The following is a 17,371-nucleotide window of genomic DNA, read 5'->3' on the forward strand; positions in this document are numbered from 1 at the left end:
AAATGACGACATTACTAATTCAAACTGAGCAAATTCCCTTAATGGTTAGCTTTCCAGCATTGGTTCAGATGACCGATGAGCAGTTCTATGAGTTTTGCCAAGCCAATCGAGACTTACGGATTGAGCGATCGGCAACGGGAGAAGTGATCATTATGCCGCCTGCTTTTTCGGAAACAGGCAATCGAAATTCTAAGATTACGGTTCAGCTTGGAAACTGGGCTGAAGAAGGTGGAACAGGTGAAGCGTTCGATTCGAGTGTTGGATTTACACTACCGAATGGAGCAATACGATCGCCTGATGCTTCTTGGATTCGCTTAGAACGGTGGAATGCTTTAACCGATCAACAAAAAGCTTCATTCGCACCAATTTGTCCTGATTTTGTAATCGAGCTACGATCGTCAAGCGATACGCTAACTGGACTGCAAGCCAAAATGCAGGAATATATCGAAAATGGAGCAATTCTAGGGTTTTTGATCGATCGTAAAAACTTTACGGTTCACATCTATCGCCCAGATCGAGCGCCTGAAATTTTAGAGCAGCCTGAGACAGTGAGTGGTGATCCAGAGCTACCAGGATTCGTGCTGCGAATGGCAAAAATTTGGTAGAGTGCTATTTGCTAAACTGTAGGGCAACGGGATTGTTTCTCTGAAACTCGTACCACGATCGCTTTAGTTCATCGGGTGCAGGAAACCGCGAATCATACACTGTAATCACATTCGTTAGCTCACGTCCCGCAGGTTGAACAATCCGATTTCCAAGTGCTAATGCAACTGAAGTTCCGCCATCTAAGTTCATGGCTTCGTGAGCACCAATCGATCGCATAATTGCTGCTTCTTTTTGCAATGTAATCGGCTTGTGAAACGTGACGAGATAAAGCCGATTGCCATCTTCCGGAAAGCCGATCGCGATTCTTTTAGCCACTCCTGAAACCGCCGGATCACTAAATCCTTCTTGCTTTGGATTGATCGAAATCCTGCCTTGTTTTAACAATCGAGGTCCAGCCGTGAGCGAAAACCAATGTTGATCCCATTGCGGTTTGCCTTCAGTTCGGGCTGTCACCATTTCAGGGCGGTTGCCGCGACGAATTCCCAAAGTCGTACCATAGTTCTCCCAAGGGCTGTATTTTAGAACGCGCCCACCTGCGACCATATTGCCCATGACGCGCTTCTGGTCGTCCATGCTGAAAAAGGTTCCACTCGCAGTTAAAGCGGCTCTATGGCGGCGTACCATTGCTTCAAATGGTTCATCACCGCGTGTCGATCGAGCACTATTCGCCTGAGTTGCTTGATTGGCAAGACCGATACTGATAAAGGTTTTTGGGTCAGTTAAATCGATCGTGGCAAGCCGAATCGGAACACCTGCGATCGTGCGCTCCACGACTGAGACCGGACGAGTAATTCTAGAGCGTTCCGCAACTTCAACCGCGATCGGAACCGCGACAGGTTCGGGCGCAACCGAGAGGCGAGGAAAGAGGATTGCACAAGTAAAAAGCGTACAAGTCGCTGTAACTGAGAAGCTACCGGGAACAGACGACAACCAACGGATCATGAAACGTTTTCGATGAGAAACTCTGTCGATCATGCCTTGCTAATGTATTTTTCAAAAATTGATTAAAAATACGTAATATCTCTTAGCAAAAGTCTTCCCATCGATAGAGGAAGAAATGTTGCTTTCCTCACACATGAGATTATTGTCCATAGAAATACGGATTTGACCGGGAACTGGAATCCTGATTCAGCAAAAATTTATCGATCGATAAAGCTGCGCTCAAAACAAGGTCATGACAATTACGCCGAATACCATGATTGCAGCCCCTAGTAAGCGTTCTCGTAATCCTCGTTCATGAAACAGGAAATGTCCGAATAACACACTAATCAAGGCACTTAGTCGCTTAACTGCAATGACTTGAGTTACTAACGTGTAAGTGACAGCGATCATTTGAAAGGTAATCGCGATCGCATGAAAGAATCCGATCAGCATCAATGGCTTGAGATTCGGCAGGATTTGACCGAATTTATGGCGGGAATTGAACAATGCGATCGGGAACATTCCCACAGCTAAGTAACTATACAAAGCAGTAGACCAGAACAATGGCGAAGAATTTACAACTCCAATTTTGTCGAAGTTCGAGGTAATGCTCCAGATAAAAGCAACCATCAACATAAATCGACTACCTTGATTGCGAAACAATGCTCTTAACGGTGCAAAGTAGCCATTCCTGCGTTCTCGTAAGTTCAGTACATAAGAGCCAACAACAATTAAGAAAATCCCGATCGCATCTGCACCAGTCGGATTCTCATGCACAATTAACGGAGAAGTTACTAAAAGAAATAGTGGTGTCAAAGTAACTAACGGAACTGTTAAAGATAGATCAGCAATTTGTAGAGCACGAACATAGAGAATGAATGAAACTACATTCAAGCTACCCCCGATGAGTAGTGCTATCCAAAACTGAGGTTCTATCTTTGGGATTCCAGCCAGCAAAAGTAATGGAACGAGAAAGATCACAGCAAAAATATTTGCAACCCAAGCCACGATATAGACATCGAGATTTTTTAGACTGTGTTTGCTGGAGACATCCTTCAAAGACTCGAAAAAAGCCGTTAAAATTGCAAATGCTAACCAAATCATGAGAATTCCGTGGTTTCTTCTTTTCCGACGATTCGCTTTCTCCAGCAGCCCACCTCTGAAGCTTGGGTCGATCAAGCATTGGCAAACCTAGATACCATTCTGCTTGATCATTCTCACTGTGAGCGCAAAGCCGCAGGAGTCGCACTGAATCTAATGTTTCGTTATCCTTCCAGTGCGAAATTGGTGCGAATGTTAACAGCGATCGCACAAGAAGAGTTAGAACACTTTGAGCAAGTAAACCAGATTTTAGAGCGTCGGTCTATCCCTCTCGCGCCACTTGCTCCGCCGCCGTATGGGGCAAGTTTGAATAAGCAAATCCGTCGCGAAGAACCCGATCGTATGTTGGATTCGCTGTTAGTTTCAGGCTTGATCGAGGCTCGGAGTCATGAGCGGTTAGGACTATTGGCGGAACATTGCGACGATCGAGAATTGGCAAAATTTTATCGAGCACTAATGGCATCAGAAGCGCGACATTATGGCGTGTATTGGACATTAGCGGATACTTACTTTGAGCGATCGCAGATTAATCAACGCTTAGAAGAATTAGGTGCGATCGAGAGCGAAATCCTTTCGACGCTTTATCCTCAACCGAGAATTCATAGCTAATGCAATATCAAGATTTCCTGATTCGCGATTGGCAACCGTCAGATCGAGAAATTGCTTTCAATCTGATTGGGTCAGTATTGGCAGAGTATGGTTTGACACAAGAACCGGAAGGAGCCGATCGAGATGTTTTGGAAGTAGAAAATTTCTATAAGAATGGCGAATTCTGGGTGATTGAGCGCGATCGTAAATTAGTAGGAACAGGTGCTTATTATCCGATTTCACGCGGTGAGAATGCGGTTGAAATTCGCAAGATGTACTTACTGCCTGAAGCACGAGGATTTGGACTCGGAAAATTTTTGTTGATTGAATTGGAAAAAGCGATCGCTCAAAAAGGCTTCAATCAAATTTGGATCGAGACTGCCAGCGTTCTTAAAGAAGCCGTACAACTATATGAACATTACGGATATCAACCGAGTACTGGCGTAGAAACATTGAGATGCGACAAAGTTTATGTAAAATACTTGGTCTGAGGAACTCACATCTTTGATCGATTGGATCACACCTTATGCAAACGTCTCGTGAATCGTTCCGCAAGTTTCCGCAACCGCTCGATCGAGTCGCGATCGGCTTAATGCTCGTTCTGATTGTGCTCATTGGAATGTTGCTGTTAAGCGGCGATCGCAGTGCTCCGAGAGTCCGAGAATTCAACTGGGAAGGAAAACAAATTGGATCGGACGATCGCGCTTTTCTGCTGACGTTCAGTCGTCCAATGGATCACCCAAGCGTTGAGCAAAATTTGAAGATTCAGCCCGATTTGAAAGGGAAAGTTAGCTGGGCAGGACGACGAATGGCGTATACGCTCGAACAGCCTGCACCGTATGGAGCAGAATTTACGGTAACGCTGACGAATGCGCGAGATCGATTCAGCAAAGAAGGGTCTAATCATGGAATTTTGAGAGATTTCAATCAGAAATTTAAAAGCCGCGATCGCGTTTTCGCATTCGTTGGAGCCGAAGGTAATGAAGCAGGGCGATTGATCCTCTACAACTTGACCCAGCAAGATAAAAAGATTCTCACTCCAGAAAATCTTGCCGTGATGGATTTCAGAACCTATCCCGGCAACGACAAGATTGTATTTAGTGCCGTTGAGCGCACGAATCCACCGCAATCTTTAGCAGAGCAAAAACTTTATACAGTTACCACTGGCATTCAAATCAATGATCCCGTCCAGCTTGGAGATACATCAACTCCGACCGCTTCTGCTTCTCCGACTCAGCCCGGACAAGTGACGCAGATCTTAGACAATCGCGACTATCAAAATCTCAGATTCGACTTATCCAAAGATGGTCGATCGATTGTCGTTCAGCGACTGAGCCGACGTGATCCGAATGATGCTGGAGCTTGGTTGATACGAGATGGACAACCTGCAAAAGCGATCGGGAATCAACAAACAGGCGGAGATTTCTTAATCACACCTGATGGCGCATCGATCGCAGTCGCTCAAGGACAAGGACTGGCGATTTTGCCGCTTCAGCCGGAGAGTGAGCAACCCGCAAACCCGCTCGACTTTTTGCCCAAGTTTGGAACCGTTTTGAACTTCTCGCAAGACGGAGCTTCAGCGGTGATGGTGAAATTTAACACCGATTACACTCGATCGATGTTTCTCGTTGCTCAAGGAGTTCAGAAAGAAATTCTCAGAATTCCAGGCTCAATTGTTAGCGCTGATTTTGATCCAAATGGGAATGTGCTGTATTGCTTGTTAACGAATTTAGTTCCTGGCAATACGTTCCAAGAACAGCCCTTTCTCGCTGCGATCGACCTCAAAGCCGCACGAGAAGGCAAACCGATGCAACAAACCCTCAGACCGTTAGTATTGCTGCCGAATCAGCGGGAAACTCAGGTCGATCTTTCCCCAGATGGCAAAGCACTAATTTTCGATCAAACTCAGGCAGACGATCGAGCCAAAGCAGAAGTGAGTCAAGCGCTTGCCGGGAGTAAACTCTGGTTGCTTCCACTCAAAGGCGACCTCGATAACAAAACTCAGCCTGAAGAACTACCTTTCCGAGGATTACACCCGCGATGGTTGCCGTAGTTTAGGTTAACTTAGTAAAGGACTCTCAAGCGAATCGCCTTTTCATGAACATTTTGACCAACCTTCTACCCACTCCAAAAAAACGCCGCACCGTTGAAATTAAATCCGATCGAGAAATCGAGATCATGCGGCAGGCTTCTCGTATCGTGGCGACTGTCTTGAAAGAGATTTCTGAGCTTGTTGAACCGGGAATGACGACTTGGGATCTCGATGTTCATGCCGAAAAGCGAATCCGCGAAATGGGCGCGACACCGAGCTTTAAGGGCTATCACGGGTTTCCCGCTTCGATTTGTTCGAGCATTAATCATGAAGTCGTTCACGGCATTCCGAATAAGAAGAAGGTAATTCGGGCGGGTGATGTGCTCAAAGTTGATACAGGCGCATTTTATGAAGGGTTTCACGGCGATTCCTGTATTACAATCGCGGTCGGTGAAGTTTCCCCGGATGCGGCAAAGCTGATTCACGTTGCAGAACAAGCTCTTTACAAAGGAATTGAGCAAGTCCGGGCGGGTGCGTTTCTGTTGGAACTCGCAGGCGCAATTCAAGATTATGTCGAGTCGAACGGCTTCAAAATCGTTGAAGATTTCACCGGGCATGGAGTGGGACGGAATCTGCACGAAGAACCGTCTGTGTTCAACTTCAGAACGTATCAGATGCCAAACGTGAAACTGAAAGCGGGAATGACTTTAGCGATTGAACCTATCGTCAATGCTGGCTCAAAGAATACGCGAATTTTGCCCGATCGCTGGACGGCGGTGACTGTCGATCGATCTCTGTCTGCACAGTTTGAACATACGGTGCTAGTGACCGAAACCGGGTACGAAATCTTAACCGATCGCACCCTAGTTTAATCGAGCGACAGGAGCGATATCGGATTCTCGCTGGATGCGATACATTCATCCGTGCAGAGTTTTACTAAGATCAGAGTGATTCATTTATGGCGATCGATACTCTGAATGCTTGACTCTAGCAATTCCACTCTGAAGAATCCGCGATCGGTCCGACCGATTGGAGCTTATGCGCTTTACGGTTTAGCCGTTTGGTACGATCGCATGGTGGCACTCGATACGGTACGCGGCTTTTTGCTGCAAATTAACCCGTCGAATGACAATACGATCGTACTCAATCCCTGCCATACCGAGCAGTTTATTGATGCGAAAGGGTTTGCAATTTGGGAAGATACGATTTGGTATACAAAAGACAATAACGTTTATTTCTGTACGTTTGAGCAATTTGAGCCGCAGCTATTTATCTCGCTGCCTTATGAGGCGGACGGGGTTGGAGTTTGGAATTCTACAATTTATGTGACTTCCCAGAAGTTAGGCTACATCGTCATTTACGAACGCAATACGAAGCGAAAAATCACGCAGTTTCCATTACCGGGAGTTGGAGAAACCAATCTGACGGTTCGCGATGAAGAATTATGGCTCTCCGATCGCATTGAAGAGACGGTGTATTGTCTCGATCGAGCGACTGGAGAACTGCAATTCAGTATGATGACCCCGTTTGAGAATCCAACTGCGATCTCTTTTTTGAATGATCCAGCAACAGATCAATCAACGCTTTATGTGTCGTATGCAGGCGAAGAAGCTTATATTCGAGACAATCCGAATGCTGATCCAAATTTAGAGTTAACGTATCGCGATCGCACGTTTATTCATCCATTGTATTTTCGCTATTATCCTGACGAACGTTATACTTTGTCGAATGGCTACTTGATTGAGATGTCGTATGTTGAGGAATTGCTGCCGCTCGATGAAGTGGAATTGCAAGATCTAGAATGGCGAATTGCATTGCCAACAGAAACACATCGTCAGAAGATTCGCAGTGTCGAAGCGATCGGGATTCCGTTCACCGAAGAGATCCAAGAAGGACAACGAGTTGCGCTGTTCAAATTCTCCTCACTCAAATCGCAAGAGCGACATGTTTTCGGTTGGAAAGCCTTGATTGAAGTGCGAGGAATTAAGTATCGATTCGATTTTGATGATATTGAGAAAGCTCCGGATTTGACTCCTGAGTTTCGCGATCGCTATCTAGTCGATGATGATGAATTGGCAATGGATACTTCTGCAATTCAGCAAGCCGCAAAAGAAGCGATCGGAACCGAAACGAATTTGCTTCGGAAAATGCTCAAGATTCGTAATTATGTTTACGATCGCTTGTCTTATGGCATTAAGCCGCATATTGATTCACCTGATGTCGTCCTTGAACGCGGGATTGGATCTTGTGGTGAATACGTTGGTGTTCTATTAGCATTGGCAAGATTGAATGGGATCGCCTGTCGAACGGTGGGGCGGTATAAATGTCCAGCGTTTGCCGATCGTAAAAATGTTCCACTCGAACCCGACTACAATCATGTCTGGATCGAGTTCTATATTCCTGGCTACGGTTGGCTTCCAATGGAATCGAACCCGGATGACATTGTAGAGCGAGGACCTTACCCGACTCGATTCTTCATGGGCTTGCCTTGGTATCATGCCGAAATTGGTAAGGGAATTTCTTTTGAATCGCTGAGAACTCAAGGCGTTCCATTAGGCGATTTGATGGATATCTCGATCGGAGATCTTGCTCTGAATCACATTCGATTCATGATTCTCGAAGAACTGCCCCCCTTGTAGAGATCGACACTAAAAAACCGACTGATTGATTCAATCAGTCGGCTCTTCAAAAGAATCAGCCAGTTCTAGCCACGAATTTCGATTTGAGGAATTTCTTGGCTCGGTTTTTCTGCGATCGCTTTTGGTTTGACGATCGCTTGCTGCAATAAGGGCGATTTTACGACCGAATCATTTGCCAGCGTAAACAGCGGATTCGAGAGAATTCCAGCGATCGAGGTTGCAATCAAGGTCAGAATCAAACCGACCTGCAACGGACGCAAACCAGGAAGATTCCAGACGATCGGCGGATAGTTCTTCACCACATCCGACATTTCCTGCGGCTCTTTCACGACCATCATCTTCACCACTCGGATGTAGTAGTAAATCGAGATCACGCTTGTGACCAAGCCCAGAATGACCAACGTGTAAGCACCCGATTGCCAAGCTGCCCAGAACAGATAAAGTTTTCCGAAGAAGCCTGCCAGCGGTGGAATTCCGCCCAGTGACAAGAGGCAGATACTTAGAGCTAGAGTCAGCAGCGGATCTTTCTGGTACAAGCCAGAGTACTCACTAATTTGGTCGGTTCCGGTTCGCAACGAAAACAGAATGATGCAAGTGAACGCACCCAGGTTCATGAACAGATAAATCATCAGGTAGAACAACATACTGGCATATCCAGCATCCGAACCAATGACTAACCCGATCATCACAAAGCCTGCCTGCCCGATCGACGAATACGCCAAAAGTCGCTTCATGCTAGTTTGTGCCAGTGCAACCACGTTACCCAGCACCATACTCAGAATCGCCAGCGTTGTCATCACGAGATGCCACTGATCCGTGACTTGGGGAAAAGCTGTGACCAAGAGGCGAATTGCTAAACCAAATCCAGCCGCTTTAGAACCAACTGAAAGGAAAGCCACAACCGGAGTCGGTGAACCTTCATAAACATCCGGTGTCCATTGGTGGAAAGGAACTGCTGCAATTTTGAACGCGATTCCGGCAATGACAAACACCAGCGCAATGACAAGCCCGATCGACTGATCCAATCCTGCTGCGGAGATTTTTTGAGCGATCGTACTCAATTGCGTTTCACCGCCAGACAAGCCGTACAGCAACGACGCGCCATAGAGAAAAATTGCCGAACTCGATGCGCCGATGAGCAAATATTTTAGAGCCGCTTCATTCGATCGAGGATCGCGCTTGGTATAACCCGTTAATAAATAGGAGGAAATACTAAGCGTTTCCAGCGAGACATAAACTGAAACGAACTCATCTGAGCCGCAGAGGAACATTCCGCCCAAAGTCGCCGTGAGCAAGATGACGAGGAATTCTGCCAGAGCCGTTCCCGACTGCTCGACGTAGCGCACCGACATTAAAATCGTCACGGCTGCGGAGAGCGCAACGATCCCCCGAAGCACGATACTTAAATCATCGCTATTGAACTCACCCAAAAACCCGATCGGGCTTGAGCTATCCCACAACGTGACCAGCGCACCCACCGCCGTGAGCAAACCACCGATCGCGAAATAAGGAGTCCATTTAGCAGAATTTTGTCGCCCTACAATTAAATCGCCTACCATGACGACGAGTAGGGTGGTGATCACAATCACCTCTGGAAGAATCGTCCCAGCATTCAACTGAGTTACGAGAGAAGCAAAATCCATAGCGCGAAGTCCGTAGAAGCAGGATTAACAGAAATTTATGCTAGGCGCACGTTTATTTGAGGCAAGCGTATACTTCACCTTTAAGGGATTCTAACGCGCCACGTAGACCTGTTCTTCTTAAATCTGAGTTCTGAGGGTGAAACCTCTGATTGGGATCGTTATCATTCATTCATCAAGTCTGATCTATAGTGATCGAACAACTGCCTTGAGAAAGAATTTGGAAAGAAAAGATAGACGATCCGATCACAATCGTCTACAGTCTAAAACTTAGACTGTTCTGCCCAACTTCTGGATTTGGATCATTTCCTGATGAATCAAAACGGACAGTTGGGTATGGTTATAAGTTAGAAGCGGGTGACTCAACGGTTGCCATGCGCCTCAGATTGGTTTTCCGTACCCCACGATCGCTCAAATTGAGTGATATTGATAGTCAGTACTTCCCGATTCCCTTGTTGAACAGCGATTTCTAGTTAGACAGACTCATGCCAACTCTTGTCATTGTCGAATCTCCAACCAAAGCCCGCACGATTCGTAATTATTTGCCTCGCAATTTCCGCGTCGAGGCTTCGATGGGTCATGTGCGCGATTTGCCTCAGTCTACAAGCGATGTCCCCGATTCGGTGAAGGACAAGCGGGTGCGCGAATTGGGCGTAGATGTAGAAGCGGGTTTTGAACCGATCTACTTGATCCCCAAGGATAAATCGAAGATCGTAAAGACTTTAAAGGATGCTCTGAAAGAAGCGGATGAGTTGGTTCTGGCAACTGACGAAGACCGTGAAGGGGAAAGTATTAGTTGGCATTTACTCCAGCTTCTCAAGCCGAAAGTGCCTGTGAAGCGAATGGTTTTCCACGAGATTACCGAAGATGCGATTCGAGAAGCGATCGACAATTGCCGCGATATTGATGTGCGATTGGTTCGCGCTCAGGAAACGAGACGAATTCTCGATCGCTTAGTGGGTTATACCCTTTCCCCGCTGCTTTGGAAGAAGATTGCTTACGGTCTGTCTGCGGGTCGGGTGCAATCGGTGGCAGTGCGCTTACTCGTGAATCGGGAACGGGAACGTCGCGCCTTCAGAAAGGGAACGTACTGGGATTTGAAAGCGCTGCTGGCAGTTGATGCGGCTCCCAAACAAGAATTTGAAGCGAAACTGGTTACGTTAGCAGGTCGGAAAGTCGCGACGGGTGCGGATTTTGATGAATCGACTGGACGAATTACCGCAGGTCGAAATGTCGTTCTCTTGAGCGAAGACGAAGCGCGATCGCTCCAAACTCGATTAGATGGCAAAACTTGGACAGTCACGGATCTCGAAGAGCGTCCGGTGACTCGCAAACCTTCGCCACCCTTTACGACTTCGACTTTGCAACAAGAATCCAACCGGAAATTGGGTTTATCTGCGCGAGATACGATGCGGACGGCTCAAAGCCTTTACGAGCAAGGCTACATTACGTATATGCGGACAGACTCAGTGCATTTGTCGCAACAAGCGATCGCGGCTGCCCGGAGTTGCGTTGAAGCGATGTACGGAACTGAGTATCTTAGTCCTCAGCCGCGTCAATACAACACTAAGAGCAAAGGCGCACAGGAAGCCCACGAAGCAATTCGTCCGGCGGGTAGCACGTTCCGGACTCCGAGAGAAACTGGACTCAGAGATCGAGAATTAAAACTGTATGACTTGATCTGGAAGCGAACTGTTGCGACTCAGATGGCAGAAGCGCGTCAAACTCAAGTAACGGTGCAAATTCAGGTTGAAGATGCAGGATTTCGATCGAGCGGAAAGCGAATCGATTTTCCAGGATTTTTCCGGGCGTATGTCGAGGGATCAGACGATCCGAACGCAGCGATCGAGAACCAAGAAATCATTCTGCCGCCGATGCGTTCTGGGGATCATCCGAAGTGTAATCATTTAGAAGCGATCGGACACGAAACCCAACCGCCTGCACGATTTACCGAAGCTTCTCTTGTGAAAATGCTCGAAAGTGAAGGGATCGGGCGACCGTCCACGTATGCCAGCATCATTGGAACAATCACCGACGAGCGTAAGGGATATGCTCAGCTCGTTGGAAATACCCTCGTTCCGACCTTTACCGCGTTTGCTGTCGTGGACTTGCTAGAGAAGCATTTCCCGGACATTGTGGATCTAAAATTCACCTCCAAAATGGAGCAAACTTTAGACGACATTGCAACGGGTGAAGTAGATTGGCTTCCGTATCTGAAAGAGTTTTATCTGGGTCATGACGGGCTGGAAACTCAAGTTAAAGAGCGTGACAGCAATATTGATCCCAAAGAAGCCCGAACGATTCACTTGGACGATCTGGATACAAAAATTCGCATTAGTCGCACCGGAGCTTATATCGAGTCAGAAAACGGCAATATCAACTTACCGAAAGATTTGCCGCCTGCTGATCTCAATCCTGAACAGGTAGAAGTCCTGCTAAAAGGACCGAAACAGCTTGGAACCCATCCTGAAACCAGAGAGCCAATTTACGTCAAGCTTGGACCTTACGGGCACTATATCCAGCTTGGCGACAAAACCGATGAGAATCCGAAGCCCAAAAACGTTTCGATTCCACCCAAGATCAAGCCCGAAGCTGTGACCTTAGATATGGCAGTTCGATTACTCTCGCTGCCGAGAACATTGGGCACTCACCCAGAAACCGGGCGGAAGATCCAAGCTGCGATCGGTAGATTTGGTCCCTACATCGTTCACGACTTAGGCAAAGACGAAGAAGGGAAAGCGGCGAAAGATTATCGATCGATTAAAGCTCCTGATGATGTTACGACCATTACGCTCGATCGAGCGTTAGAACTGTTTGCAGAACCTAAAGCCGCTCGTGGCAAACGCGGAACCGCGACCCCAATTCGAGAAATGGGCGCACATCCAGCCGATGGTGAACCTGTCAACATCTATAACGGTCCTTACGGTGCATACATCAAACACGGCAAAGTGAACGCTTCGATTCCCGAAGGTCACACTGTCGAAGAGATTACGATGGATGTTGCTGTCCAAGCGCTAGAAGCGAAAGCAGGCACGAAGAAAGCGACCAAATCGAAGAAGACCACGACAACCGCGAAGAAAACGACTGCGAAGAAGACCACTGCCAAGACTGCGACCAAAACGACTGCGAAGAAGACGACCACGAAAGCCGCAGCCGCCAAAAAATCCACAGGCACAAGCAAGCGGGTCAAAACCAACGATTAGATTCGGAGGAGATAAATGAAATCGATCGAGGAACTCTTATCCCTCGTAAATTGCAGGGTTGATCGTGCCCCCTAACCCCCAAGTTTGGGGGAACAAGAGGCTGAACACTCAGAATTTGCGAGTGGGAGCGTTCTCGCTGCAACCTCTGGGTACTTTAATTCAGTCCCATTCCAGTGCCAAGGCGTGAGAAAAACGACTTCTAGAATTCGAGGAACGACTCCAGAAATCGAAGCGGCAGCTTTTCACCTGCGCCAAAATCTGACCAGGGCTGAAGCAATACTCTGGCAAGCCTTACAGCGAAGACAACTCAACAACTTAAGATTCCGCTGTCAGCACCCGATTGGGCGATTTATTGTTGATTTCTACTGCCCAAGTTGCAAGCTGGTGATTGAAGTCGATGGCGACATTCATGATCAGCAAGTAGAGTATGATTCTGAGCGGTCGCACCATCTCAGTCTTTATGGCTATCGCGTCCTCAGATTTCGCAATCAGGAAGTCATCCAGCACTTAGACCTCGTTCTCACTCGAATCCTCACCGCGAGTGGGCAGACGGGATTCGAGGAAATTCCTTAAATTCCTCCAATTCCAGGGCAAAAGTCTTGTTCCCCCAAATTTGGGGGTTAGGGGGCACGATCAACCCTGCAATTTACGACTAACTCAGTTTCGCCGTTGCTCTACTTTTTTCTGCATGGCTTCTCCAACGATCGAGTTAAATAGTCCTCCCAAGAGCATCGAAAAGGCACTGAAGTAGAGCCACAACAGCAGAACAATCACAGCCCCGATCGCACCGTACACCTGAGCGAAATTGCTGATATAAGAAACGTAGAACCGCAGCAATCCGGACAGTACTGCCCATAACAGTGCAGCCAAAATTGCTCCGGGCATAATCGGTCTACCGTGTCGCCAACGGCTCGTTCCGTATCGATAGATAAAACCGAGTGCCAGAGCGACGATCGATAAAGCGATCGGCAAACTCAAATGATGCCAGAGTTGAAACAGAATGTGAGCAAAGCTTCCACTCCGGAACGCCAGAATCTGAACGGCGATATCACTGATAAACACAATCAACAGTGCAGAGACGAGAAGAAAGAGAGTTCCGAGTGCGAGAGCGATCGCGATTAATTTCATTTGCCAGAATGGACGAACGCGATCGCGTGGAATTCGATAAATCTGATCCAGAGCCGCCATTGCTGCACCCGTCACGCTGGAAGAAACCCAAATTGCCGCCAGGAAACTCAGCGAAAATAAGCTCTGACTGCTGCTCGATCGTAAGTATTGGAGCGCGTCTCTTGTCAGAATGACCGCTTGTTCAGGAATCACCTGGCTGAGTTGGTTCGTTAACGAACGGAAGTTCACTTCTGAAATCTCGAAAAGCCCGATCGCGCTTAAGAGTGCCAATGCTGCTGGAAACAATGCAAACATCGCATTAAAAGCAATTTCAGCCGAAAGTCCGGGCAGTCGGTGATAAGCTGCTCGTCGCACGATCGTAACCAACGTTTTTAAGTTGAGATAGCGAAAGAATTGCAGAAATCGGGTGAGTAGGTTGACTCCAGAACGACTGGGGCGTTTCAGCATTGCAAGGAAATGAGGAAGATTCTCGCATCTTAGCAATCCTGCTTACAACGATGTGACAGCCGGGTGACAATCTACCCTGCGGCGCTACCGAGTAGGAATAACGCTAATAAAGTTCCGCTATTCCAAAGCGCGTGAAGTAGCACCGATGCCATGAGATTTTGAGTTCGGGTGTAGACAAATCCTAGAATGATTCCGAGAACGGTTAGCGGTAGCACTTCGGACAAGCTGAGGTGAACGATCGCGAAAATTAATCCACTAATCACGATCGCTTGCCATGTGCTGAAATAGCGAGTCAGCGAAGGTAAGAGAAATCCGCGAAAGAATGTTTCTTCAAAGAATGGAGCCGCGATCGCTGCCGTAATAAAGAAAATAATAATCGCGATCGTATCTCGACCTTCAAGCGCGATCGACAACAATGGATTACTGCCGCCGCGACCTTGCCAAATTTTCTCATTGATCCAAGAGATTCCAGCGACTAAGGGATAAGCCGCTGCATATCCACCAATTCCCCAAAGTAGCCATCGACCTTTGAGACTAAAGCGAAACCAATTATTTTCGAGGGGTAGATATCTGCGAATTGAGTAGTAGAGAACACCCAGTCCGCCTGCTGCTAAAAGAATGTAAGTGAAGAACGCGAAAAAGGCTCGATCGCGCGTTGTAAAGGTTGCAGGATCAACTTGAAATGTAGACTTCAAAACTAATAACGACAGGGGCACAACAACCTGACCCAGTAAAAGCTGCCCAACTGCGAAAAATCCAACGACTAAAACTTGCCAGGTAATTTCGTAGTCCCAAGGCACTGTCCATCGAATCGAATTTGTCCCCACCAGTAACGAGTTTTTCCGGCTGAAAAGCCATTGTCCGCCCAGAAATAGCAGCACACCGAAACCAAGAAGAAGCGCGATCGTGGGAACTGCATTTGCCCCAATCCATTTCGCGAATGCTTGCTGAGCGGCTTGCTGTTCTGCGGTGCGAAGTTCGTTTAAAGCATCCGATCGCTGTTCTAAGGTATAAAGCTTTTCTAATCCTCGATTGCGAAACCAACCTGTAAGATTTTGTTTCAGAATTGCTTCGGATCTAGGCGGTAATGTGTTTTGCCAAAGTGAGCTTAACGTATCCGCTGTTCGCTCTAAGTCGCGACTCTTCTGCGTTTGCGGTGCGGTTAAAGTTGCCCAACTTTTCAAAGCAGCATCGACTTGATTTTGCTGAGCTTGAAGAATTCCAATGCGGATATCTAGTTCATCGCGCAAAGTGATCTGTTTTGCCAGTTCTGCGGTGAGCGGTTTTGCACTATCCGGAGCGGGACTCAATTCGATTTGAGATTGGGCTGAAGAAATTGCCTTTTCGACCGACGATCGCGTTTTTTGATACGCCTCTAATGCCGTTTTTTCAGGATTTTGATCGGTCAAAGCTGCCGTGTTCGAGTTCCCCTGATACTGGGCTGCCTGAAGCAATAGATCCGTTTGCGACAGTTCTAATCGGCTTTGGAATTGGGGTTGATTCCAACTGCTAATTAGATCCAGCGCGATCGCTGCGATCGCCACTAAGGTCAGTCCCCACAATAAAATCCGCTTCGGTGTCATGCCAGTTTTATAAAACGCCTCCTCGCTATTGTAGGAAACGAAGCCACGATCGCACTGCCTTTCTCACTCCCCACTCCCTACTCCCCACTCTTTTAAAATTTGGCAACCTGAACACGCTAAAATCAGGCTGACTTTTTGCCCTAAAATTTTCTATGACGACTCGTGTAATTCTTGTGCGCCACGGTGAAAGCAGCTACAACGTTGAAAAACGGGCACAGGGACACTGTGATCTCTCGACGCTGACCGAGAAGGGCGAAAAGATGGCAGCCCAAGTTGCAACGGCTCTAAAAGATTTGAAGTTCGATGCAGTATATAGCAGCCCCTTGCAACGTGCGAAACGGACGGCTGAAATTATTCTCGATGGGTTAGACAATCCGCCTGCACTCCAAACGACGGACGATTTGAAAGAGATTAATATCCTGCTGTGGGAAGGAATGCTGTTTACCGAAGTGGCTGAGAAGTATCCAGAAATGTATGCTCACTGGCATTCCGAGCCGCATAAGGTGAAGATGACTTTGCCGGATGGGAGTGAACTCGCTCCTGTGTTGGATTTGTATCAACAGGCGGAACGATTTTGGCGATCGCTGATTCCCCAACACAAGGATCAAACCATTCTGATCGTGGCGCATAGTGGGATTAATCGGGCATTGATCAATACTGCGATCGCGCTTGAACCCGCAGATTATCAACGCTTCCACATTTCCAATTGTGGGATTAGCGTACTCAACTTCTCTGGTGATTTCGGGGATCAAGTGCAAATCGAATCGCTCAACGTCACCTCACATTTAGGCGAAACGATTCCCAAGCCAAGACCAAATCAGAAAGGGGCGCGTCTGCTCTTGGTGCGACATGGTGAAACCGACTGGAATCGACAGGGACGGTTTCAGGGTCAAATCGATGTGCCCCTGAACGACAATGGACGAGTGCAAGCAGGTCAAGCCGCAGAATTCCTCAAATCAGTGCAGATCGATTCGGCTGTAAGTAGTTCAATGGTGCGACCCAAAGAAACCGCAGAAATCATTCTCAAATATCATCCAGAGATCGATCTGAAACTGCGAGATGACTTGCGGGAAATCAGTCACGGACTTTGGGAAGGCAAGTTTGAATCTGAGATTGAAGCGGGTTATCCAGGATTGTTGCATCAATGGCAAAGCAAACCGGAAACGGTACAAATGCCAGAAGGTGAGAATTTGCAGCAAGTTTGGGATCGTGCGGTTGAAGGATGGACTGCGATCGTACAATCTGCAAAACCAGGAGAAACCATTCTCGTGGTCGCTCACGATGCGATTAACAAAGCAATTCTCTGTTATGTTTCAGGTCTAACTCCTGCCTCATTCTGGAACTTCAAACAAGGAAATGGCGCGGTTAGTGTGATCGATTATGTTACTGGAAACGATGCAACTCCGATGTTGATGGCGATGAATATCACCACTCATTTGGGCGGCGTTTTAGATAAGACCGCAGCGGGAGCATTGTAAGAAAT

14 protein-coding genes are annotated in these 17,371 nt (G+C 47.4%); 9 read left to right on the forward strand and 5 right to left on the reverse strand.

What is annotated here, in order from left to right; all coding sequences use genetic code 11:
• Nucleotides 1-2 precede the first annotated feature (2 nt).
• Entirely contained in the window at nt 3-605 is a 603-nt protein-coding gene (locus ACQ4M5_RS17240) for a Uma2 family endonuclease (protein WP_430676881.1), read from the forward strand.
• A 4-nt stretch (nt 606-609) separates the two neighbouring features.
• On the opposite strand, the gene ACQ4M5_RS17245 is transcribed toward ACQ4M5_RS17240, so the two are convergent.
• Together ACQ4M5_RS17245 and ACQ4M5_RS17250 are read right to left on the reverse strand one after the other, a co-directional pair.
• The gene (locus tag ACQ4M5_RS17245) at nt 610-1,548 is read right to left on the reverse strand and encodes a phosphodiester glycosidase family protein (protein ID WP_430676882.1); all 939 of its coding nucleotides are present in this window, start codon (nt 1,546-1,548) and stop codon (nt 610-612) included.
• A 219-nt stretch (nt 1,549-1,767) separates the two neighbouring features.
• Entirely contained in the window at nt 1,768-2,631 is an 864-nt protein-coding gene (locus ACQ4M5_RS17250) for an EamA family transporter (RefSeq protein WP_430676883.1), read from the reverse strand.
• Between the two features lie 9 nt (nt 2,632-2,640).
• On the opposite strand from ACQ4M5_RS17250, the gene ACQ4M5_RS17255 reads away from it, so the two are divergent.
• The 5 genes from ACQ4M5_RS17255 to ACQ4M5_RS17275 all read left to right on the forward strand — a co-directional run bounded on the left by ACQ4M5_RS17255 (nt 2,641) and on the right by ACQ4M5_RS17275 (nt 7,887).
• Nucleotides 2,641-3,237, forward strand: coding sequence for a tRNA-(ms[2]io[6]A)-hydroxylase (locus ACQ4M5_RS17255; protein ID WP_430676884.1), 597 nt, complete (start codon nt 2,641-2,643; stop codon nt 3,235-3,237).
• Nucleotides 3,237-3,707, forward strand: coding sequence for a GNAT family N-acetyltransferase (locus ACQ4M5_RS17260; RefSeq protein WP_430676885.1), 471 nt, complete (start codon nt 3,237-3,239; stop codon nt 3,705-3,707). Before ACQ4M5_RS17255 ends, ACQ4M5_RS17260 begins: the two co-directional genes overlap by 1 nt.
• Before the next feature lie 35 nt (nt 3,708-3,742).
• A complete protein-coding gene (locus ACQ4M5_RS17265) occupies nt 3,743-5,269 on the forward strand; it encodes a hypothetical protein (protein WP_430676886.1) in 1,527 nt (508 codons plus the stop codon).
• A gap of 44 nt (nt 5,270-5,313) precedes the next feature.
• Nucleotides 5,314-6,120, forward strand: a complete 807-nt coding sequence (map, locus tag ACQ4M5_RS17270; protein WP_430676887.1) for a type I methionyl aminopeptidase — start codon at nt 5,314-5,316, stop codon at nt 6,118-6,120.
• A 105-nt stretch (nt 6,121-6,225) separates the two neighbouring features.
• Nucleotides 6,226-7,887 carry a transglutaminase-like domain-containing protein gene (locus tag ACQ4M5_RS17275; RefSeq protein ID WP_430676888.1) on the forward strand — a complete coding sequence of 554 codons (1,662 nt, stop codon included), beginning with the start codon at nt 6,226-6,228 and terminating at the stop codon, nt 7,885-7,887.
• Between the two features lie 65 nt (nt 7,888-7,952).
• Here ACQ4M5_RS17275 and ACQ4M5_RS17280 read toward each other — a convergent pair whose 3' ends face one another.
• Nucleotides 7,953-9,530 (reverse strand): NAD(P)H-quinone oxidoreductase subunit N, encoded by a 1,578-nt coding sequence (locus ACQ4M5_RS17280; protein WP_430676889.1) that lies wholly within the window; start codon nt 9,528-9,530, stop codon nt 7,953-7,955.
• A 482-nt stretch (nt 9,531-10,012) separates the two neighbouring features.
• On the opposite strand from ACQ4M5_RS17280, the gene topA reads away from it, so the two are divergent.
• Together topA and ACQ4M5_RS17290 are read left to right on the forward strand one after the other, a co-directional pair.
• Nucleotides 10,013-12,730, forward strand: coding sequence for a type I DNA topoisomerase (gene topA / locus ACQ4M5_RS17285; protein ID WP_430676890.1), 2,718 nt, complete (start codon nt 10,013-10,015; stop codon nt 12,728-12,730).
• Nucleotides 12,731-12,814: 84 nt separating this feature from the next.
• Nucleotides 12,815-13,303 (forward strand): endonuclease domain-containing protein, encoded by a 489-nt coding sequence (locus ACQ4M5_RS17290; protein ID WP_430676891.1) that lies wholly within the window; start codon nt 12,815-12,817, stop codon nt 13,301-13,303.
• An 84-nt stretch (nt 13,304-13,387) separates the two neighbouring features.
• Here ACQ4M5_RS17290 and ACQ4M5_RS17295 read toward each other — a convergent pair whose 3' ends face one another.
• Nucleotides 13,388-14,305 (reverse strand): YihY/virulence factor BrkB family protein, encoded by a 918-nt coding sequence (locus ACQ4M5_RS17295; RefSeq protein WP_430676893.1) that lies wholly within the window; start codon nt 14,303-14,305, stop codon nt 13,388-13,390.
• 71 nt (nt 14,306-14,376) lie between these two features.
• Nucleotides 14,377-15,888 carry a CPBP family intramembrane glutamic endopeptidase gene (locus tag ACQ4M5_RS17300; RefSeq protein ID WP_430676894.1) on the reverse strand — a complete coding sequence of 504 codons (1,512 nt, stop codon included), beginning with the start codon at nt 15,886-15,888 and terminating at the stop codon, nt 14,377-14,379.
• A gap of 152 nt (nt 15,889-16,040) precedes the next feature.
• Between ACQ4M5_RS17300 and ACQ4M5_RS17305 the strand changes: the two genes are divergently transcribed.
• Nucleotides 16,041-17,366 carry a histidine phosphatase family protein gene (locus tag ACQ4M5_RS17305; RefSeq protein WP_430676896.1) on the forward strand — a complete coding sequence of 442 codons (1,326 nt, stop codon included), beginning with the start codon at nt 16,041-16,043 and terminating at the stop codon, nt 17,364-17,366.
• Nucleotides 17,367-17,371: the final 5 nt, after the last annotated feature.

It is taken from the genome of Leptolyngbya sp. AN10 (assembly GCF_050565645.1).
GTDB lineage: Bacteria > Cyanobacteriota > Cyanobacteriia > Leptolyngbyales > Leptolyngbyaceae > Leptolyngbya.

What these genes read in the sequence shown, in the direction of transcription:
- ACQ4M5_RS17265 (WP_430676886.1), top strand. Translation starts at nt 3,743, where the DNA reads ATGCAAACGTCTCGTGAATCGTTCCGCAAGTTTCCGCAACCGCTCGAT.
- ACQ4M5_RS17295 (WP_430676893.1), bottom strand. Translation starts at nt 14,305, where the DNA reads ATGCTGAAACGCCCCAGTCGTTCTGGAGTCAACCTACTCACCCGATTT.
- ACQ4M5_RS17260 (WP_430676885.1), top strand. Translation starts at nt 3,237, where the DNA reads ATGCAATATCAAGATTTCCTGATTCGCGATTGGCAACCGTCAGATCGA.
- ACQ4M5_RS17300 (WP_430676894.1), bottom strand. Translation starts at nt 15,888, where the DNA reads ATGACACCGAAGCGGATTTTATTGTGGGGACTGACCTTAGTGGCGATC.
- map (WP_430676887.1), top strand. Translation starts at nt 5,314, where the DNA reads ATGAACATTTTGACCAACCTTCTACCCACTCCAAAAAAACGCCGCACC.
- ACQ4M5_RS17275 (WP_430676888.1), top strand. Translation starts at nt 6,226, where the DNA reads ATGCTTGACTCTAGCAATTCCACTCTGAAGAATCCGCGATCGGTCCGA.
- topA (WP_430676890.1), top strand. Translation starts at nt 10,013, where the DNA reads ATGCCAACTCTTGTCATTGTCGAATCTCCAACCAAAGCCCGCACGATT.
- ACQ4M5_RS17240 (WP_430676881.1), top strand. Translation starts at nt 3, where the DNA reads ATGACGACATTACTAATTCAAACTGAGCAAATTCCCTTAATGGTTAGC.
- ACQ4M5_RS17250 (WP_430676883.1), bottom strand. Translation starts at nt 2,631, where the DNA reads ATGATTTGGTTAGCATTTGCAATTTTAACGGCTTTTTTCGAGTCTTTG.
- ACQ4M5_RS17280 (WP_430676889.1), bottom strand. Translation starts at nt 9,530, where the DNA reads ATGGATTTTGCTTCTCTCGTAACTCAGTTGAATGCTGGGACGATTCTT.
- ACQ4M5_RS17245 (WP_430676882.1), bottom strand. Translation starts at nt 1,548, where the DNA reads ATGATCCGTTGGTTGTCGTCTGTTCCCGGTAGCTTCTCAGTTACAGCG.
- ACQ4M5_RS17305 (WP_430676896.1), top strand. Translation starts at nt 16,041, where the DNA reads ATGACGACTCGTGTAATTCTTGTGCGCCACGGTGAAAGCAGCTACAAC.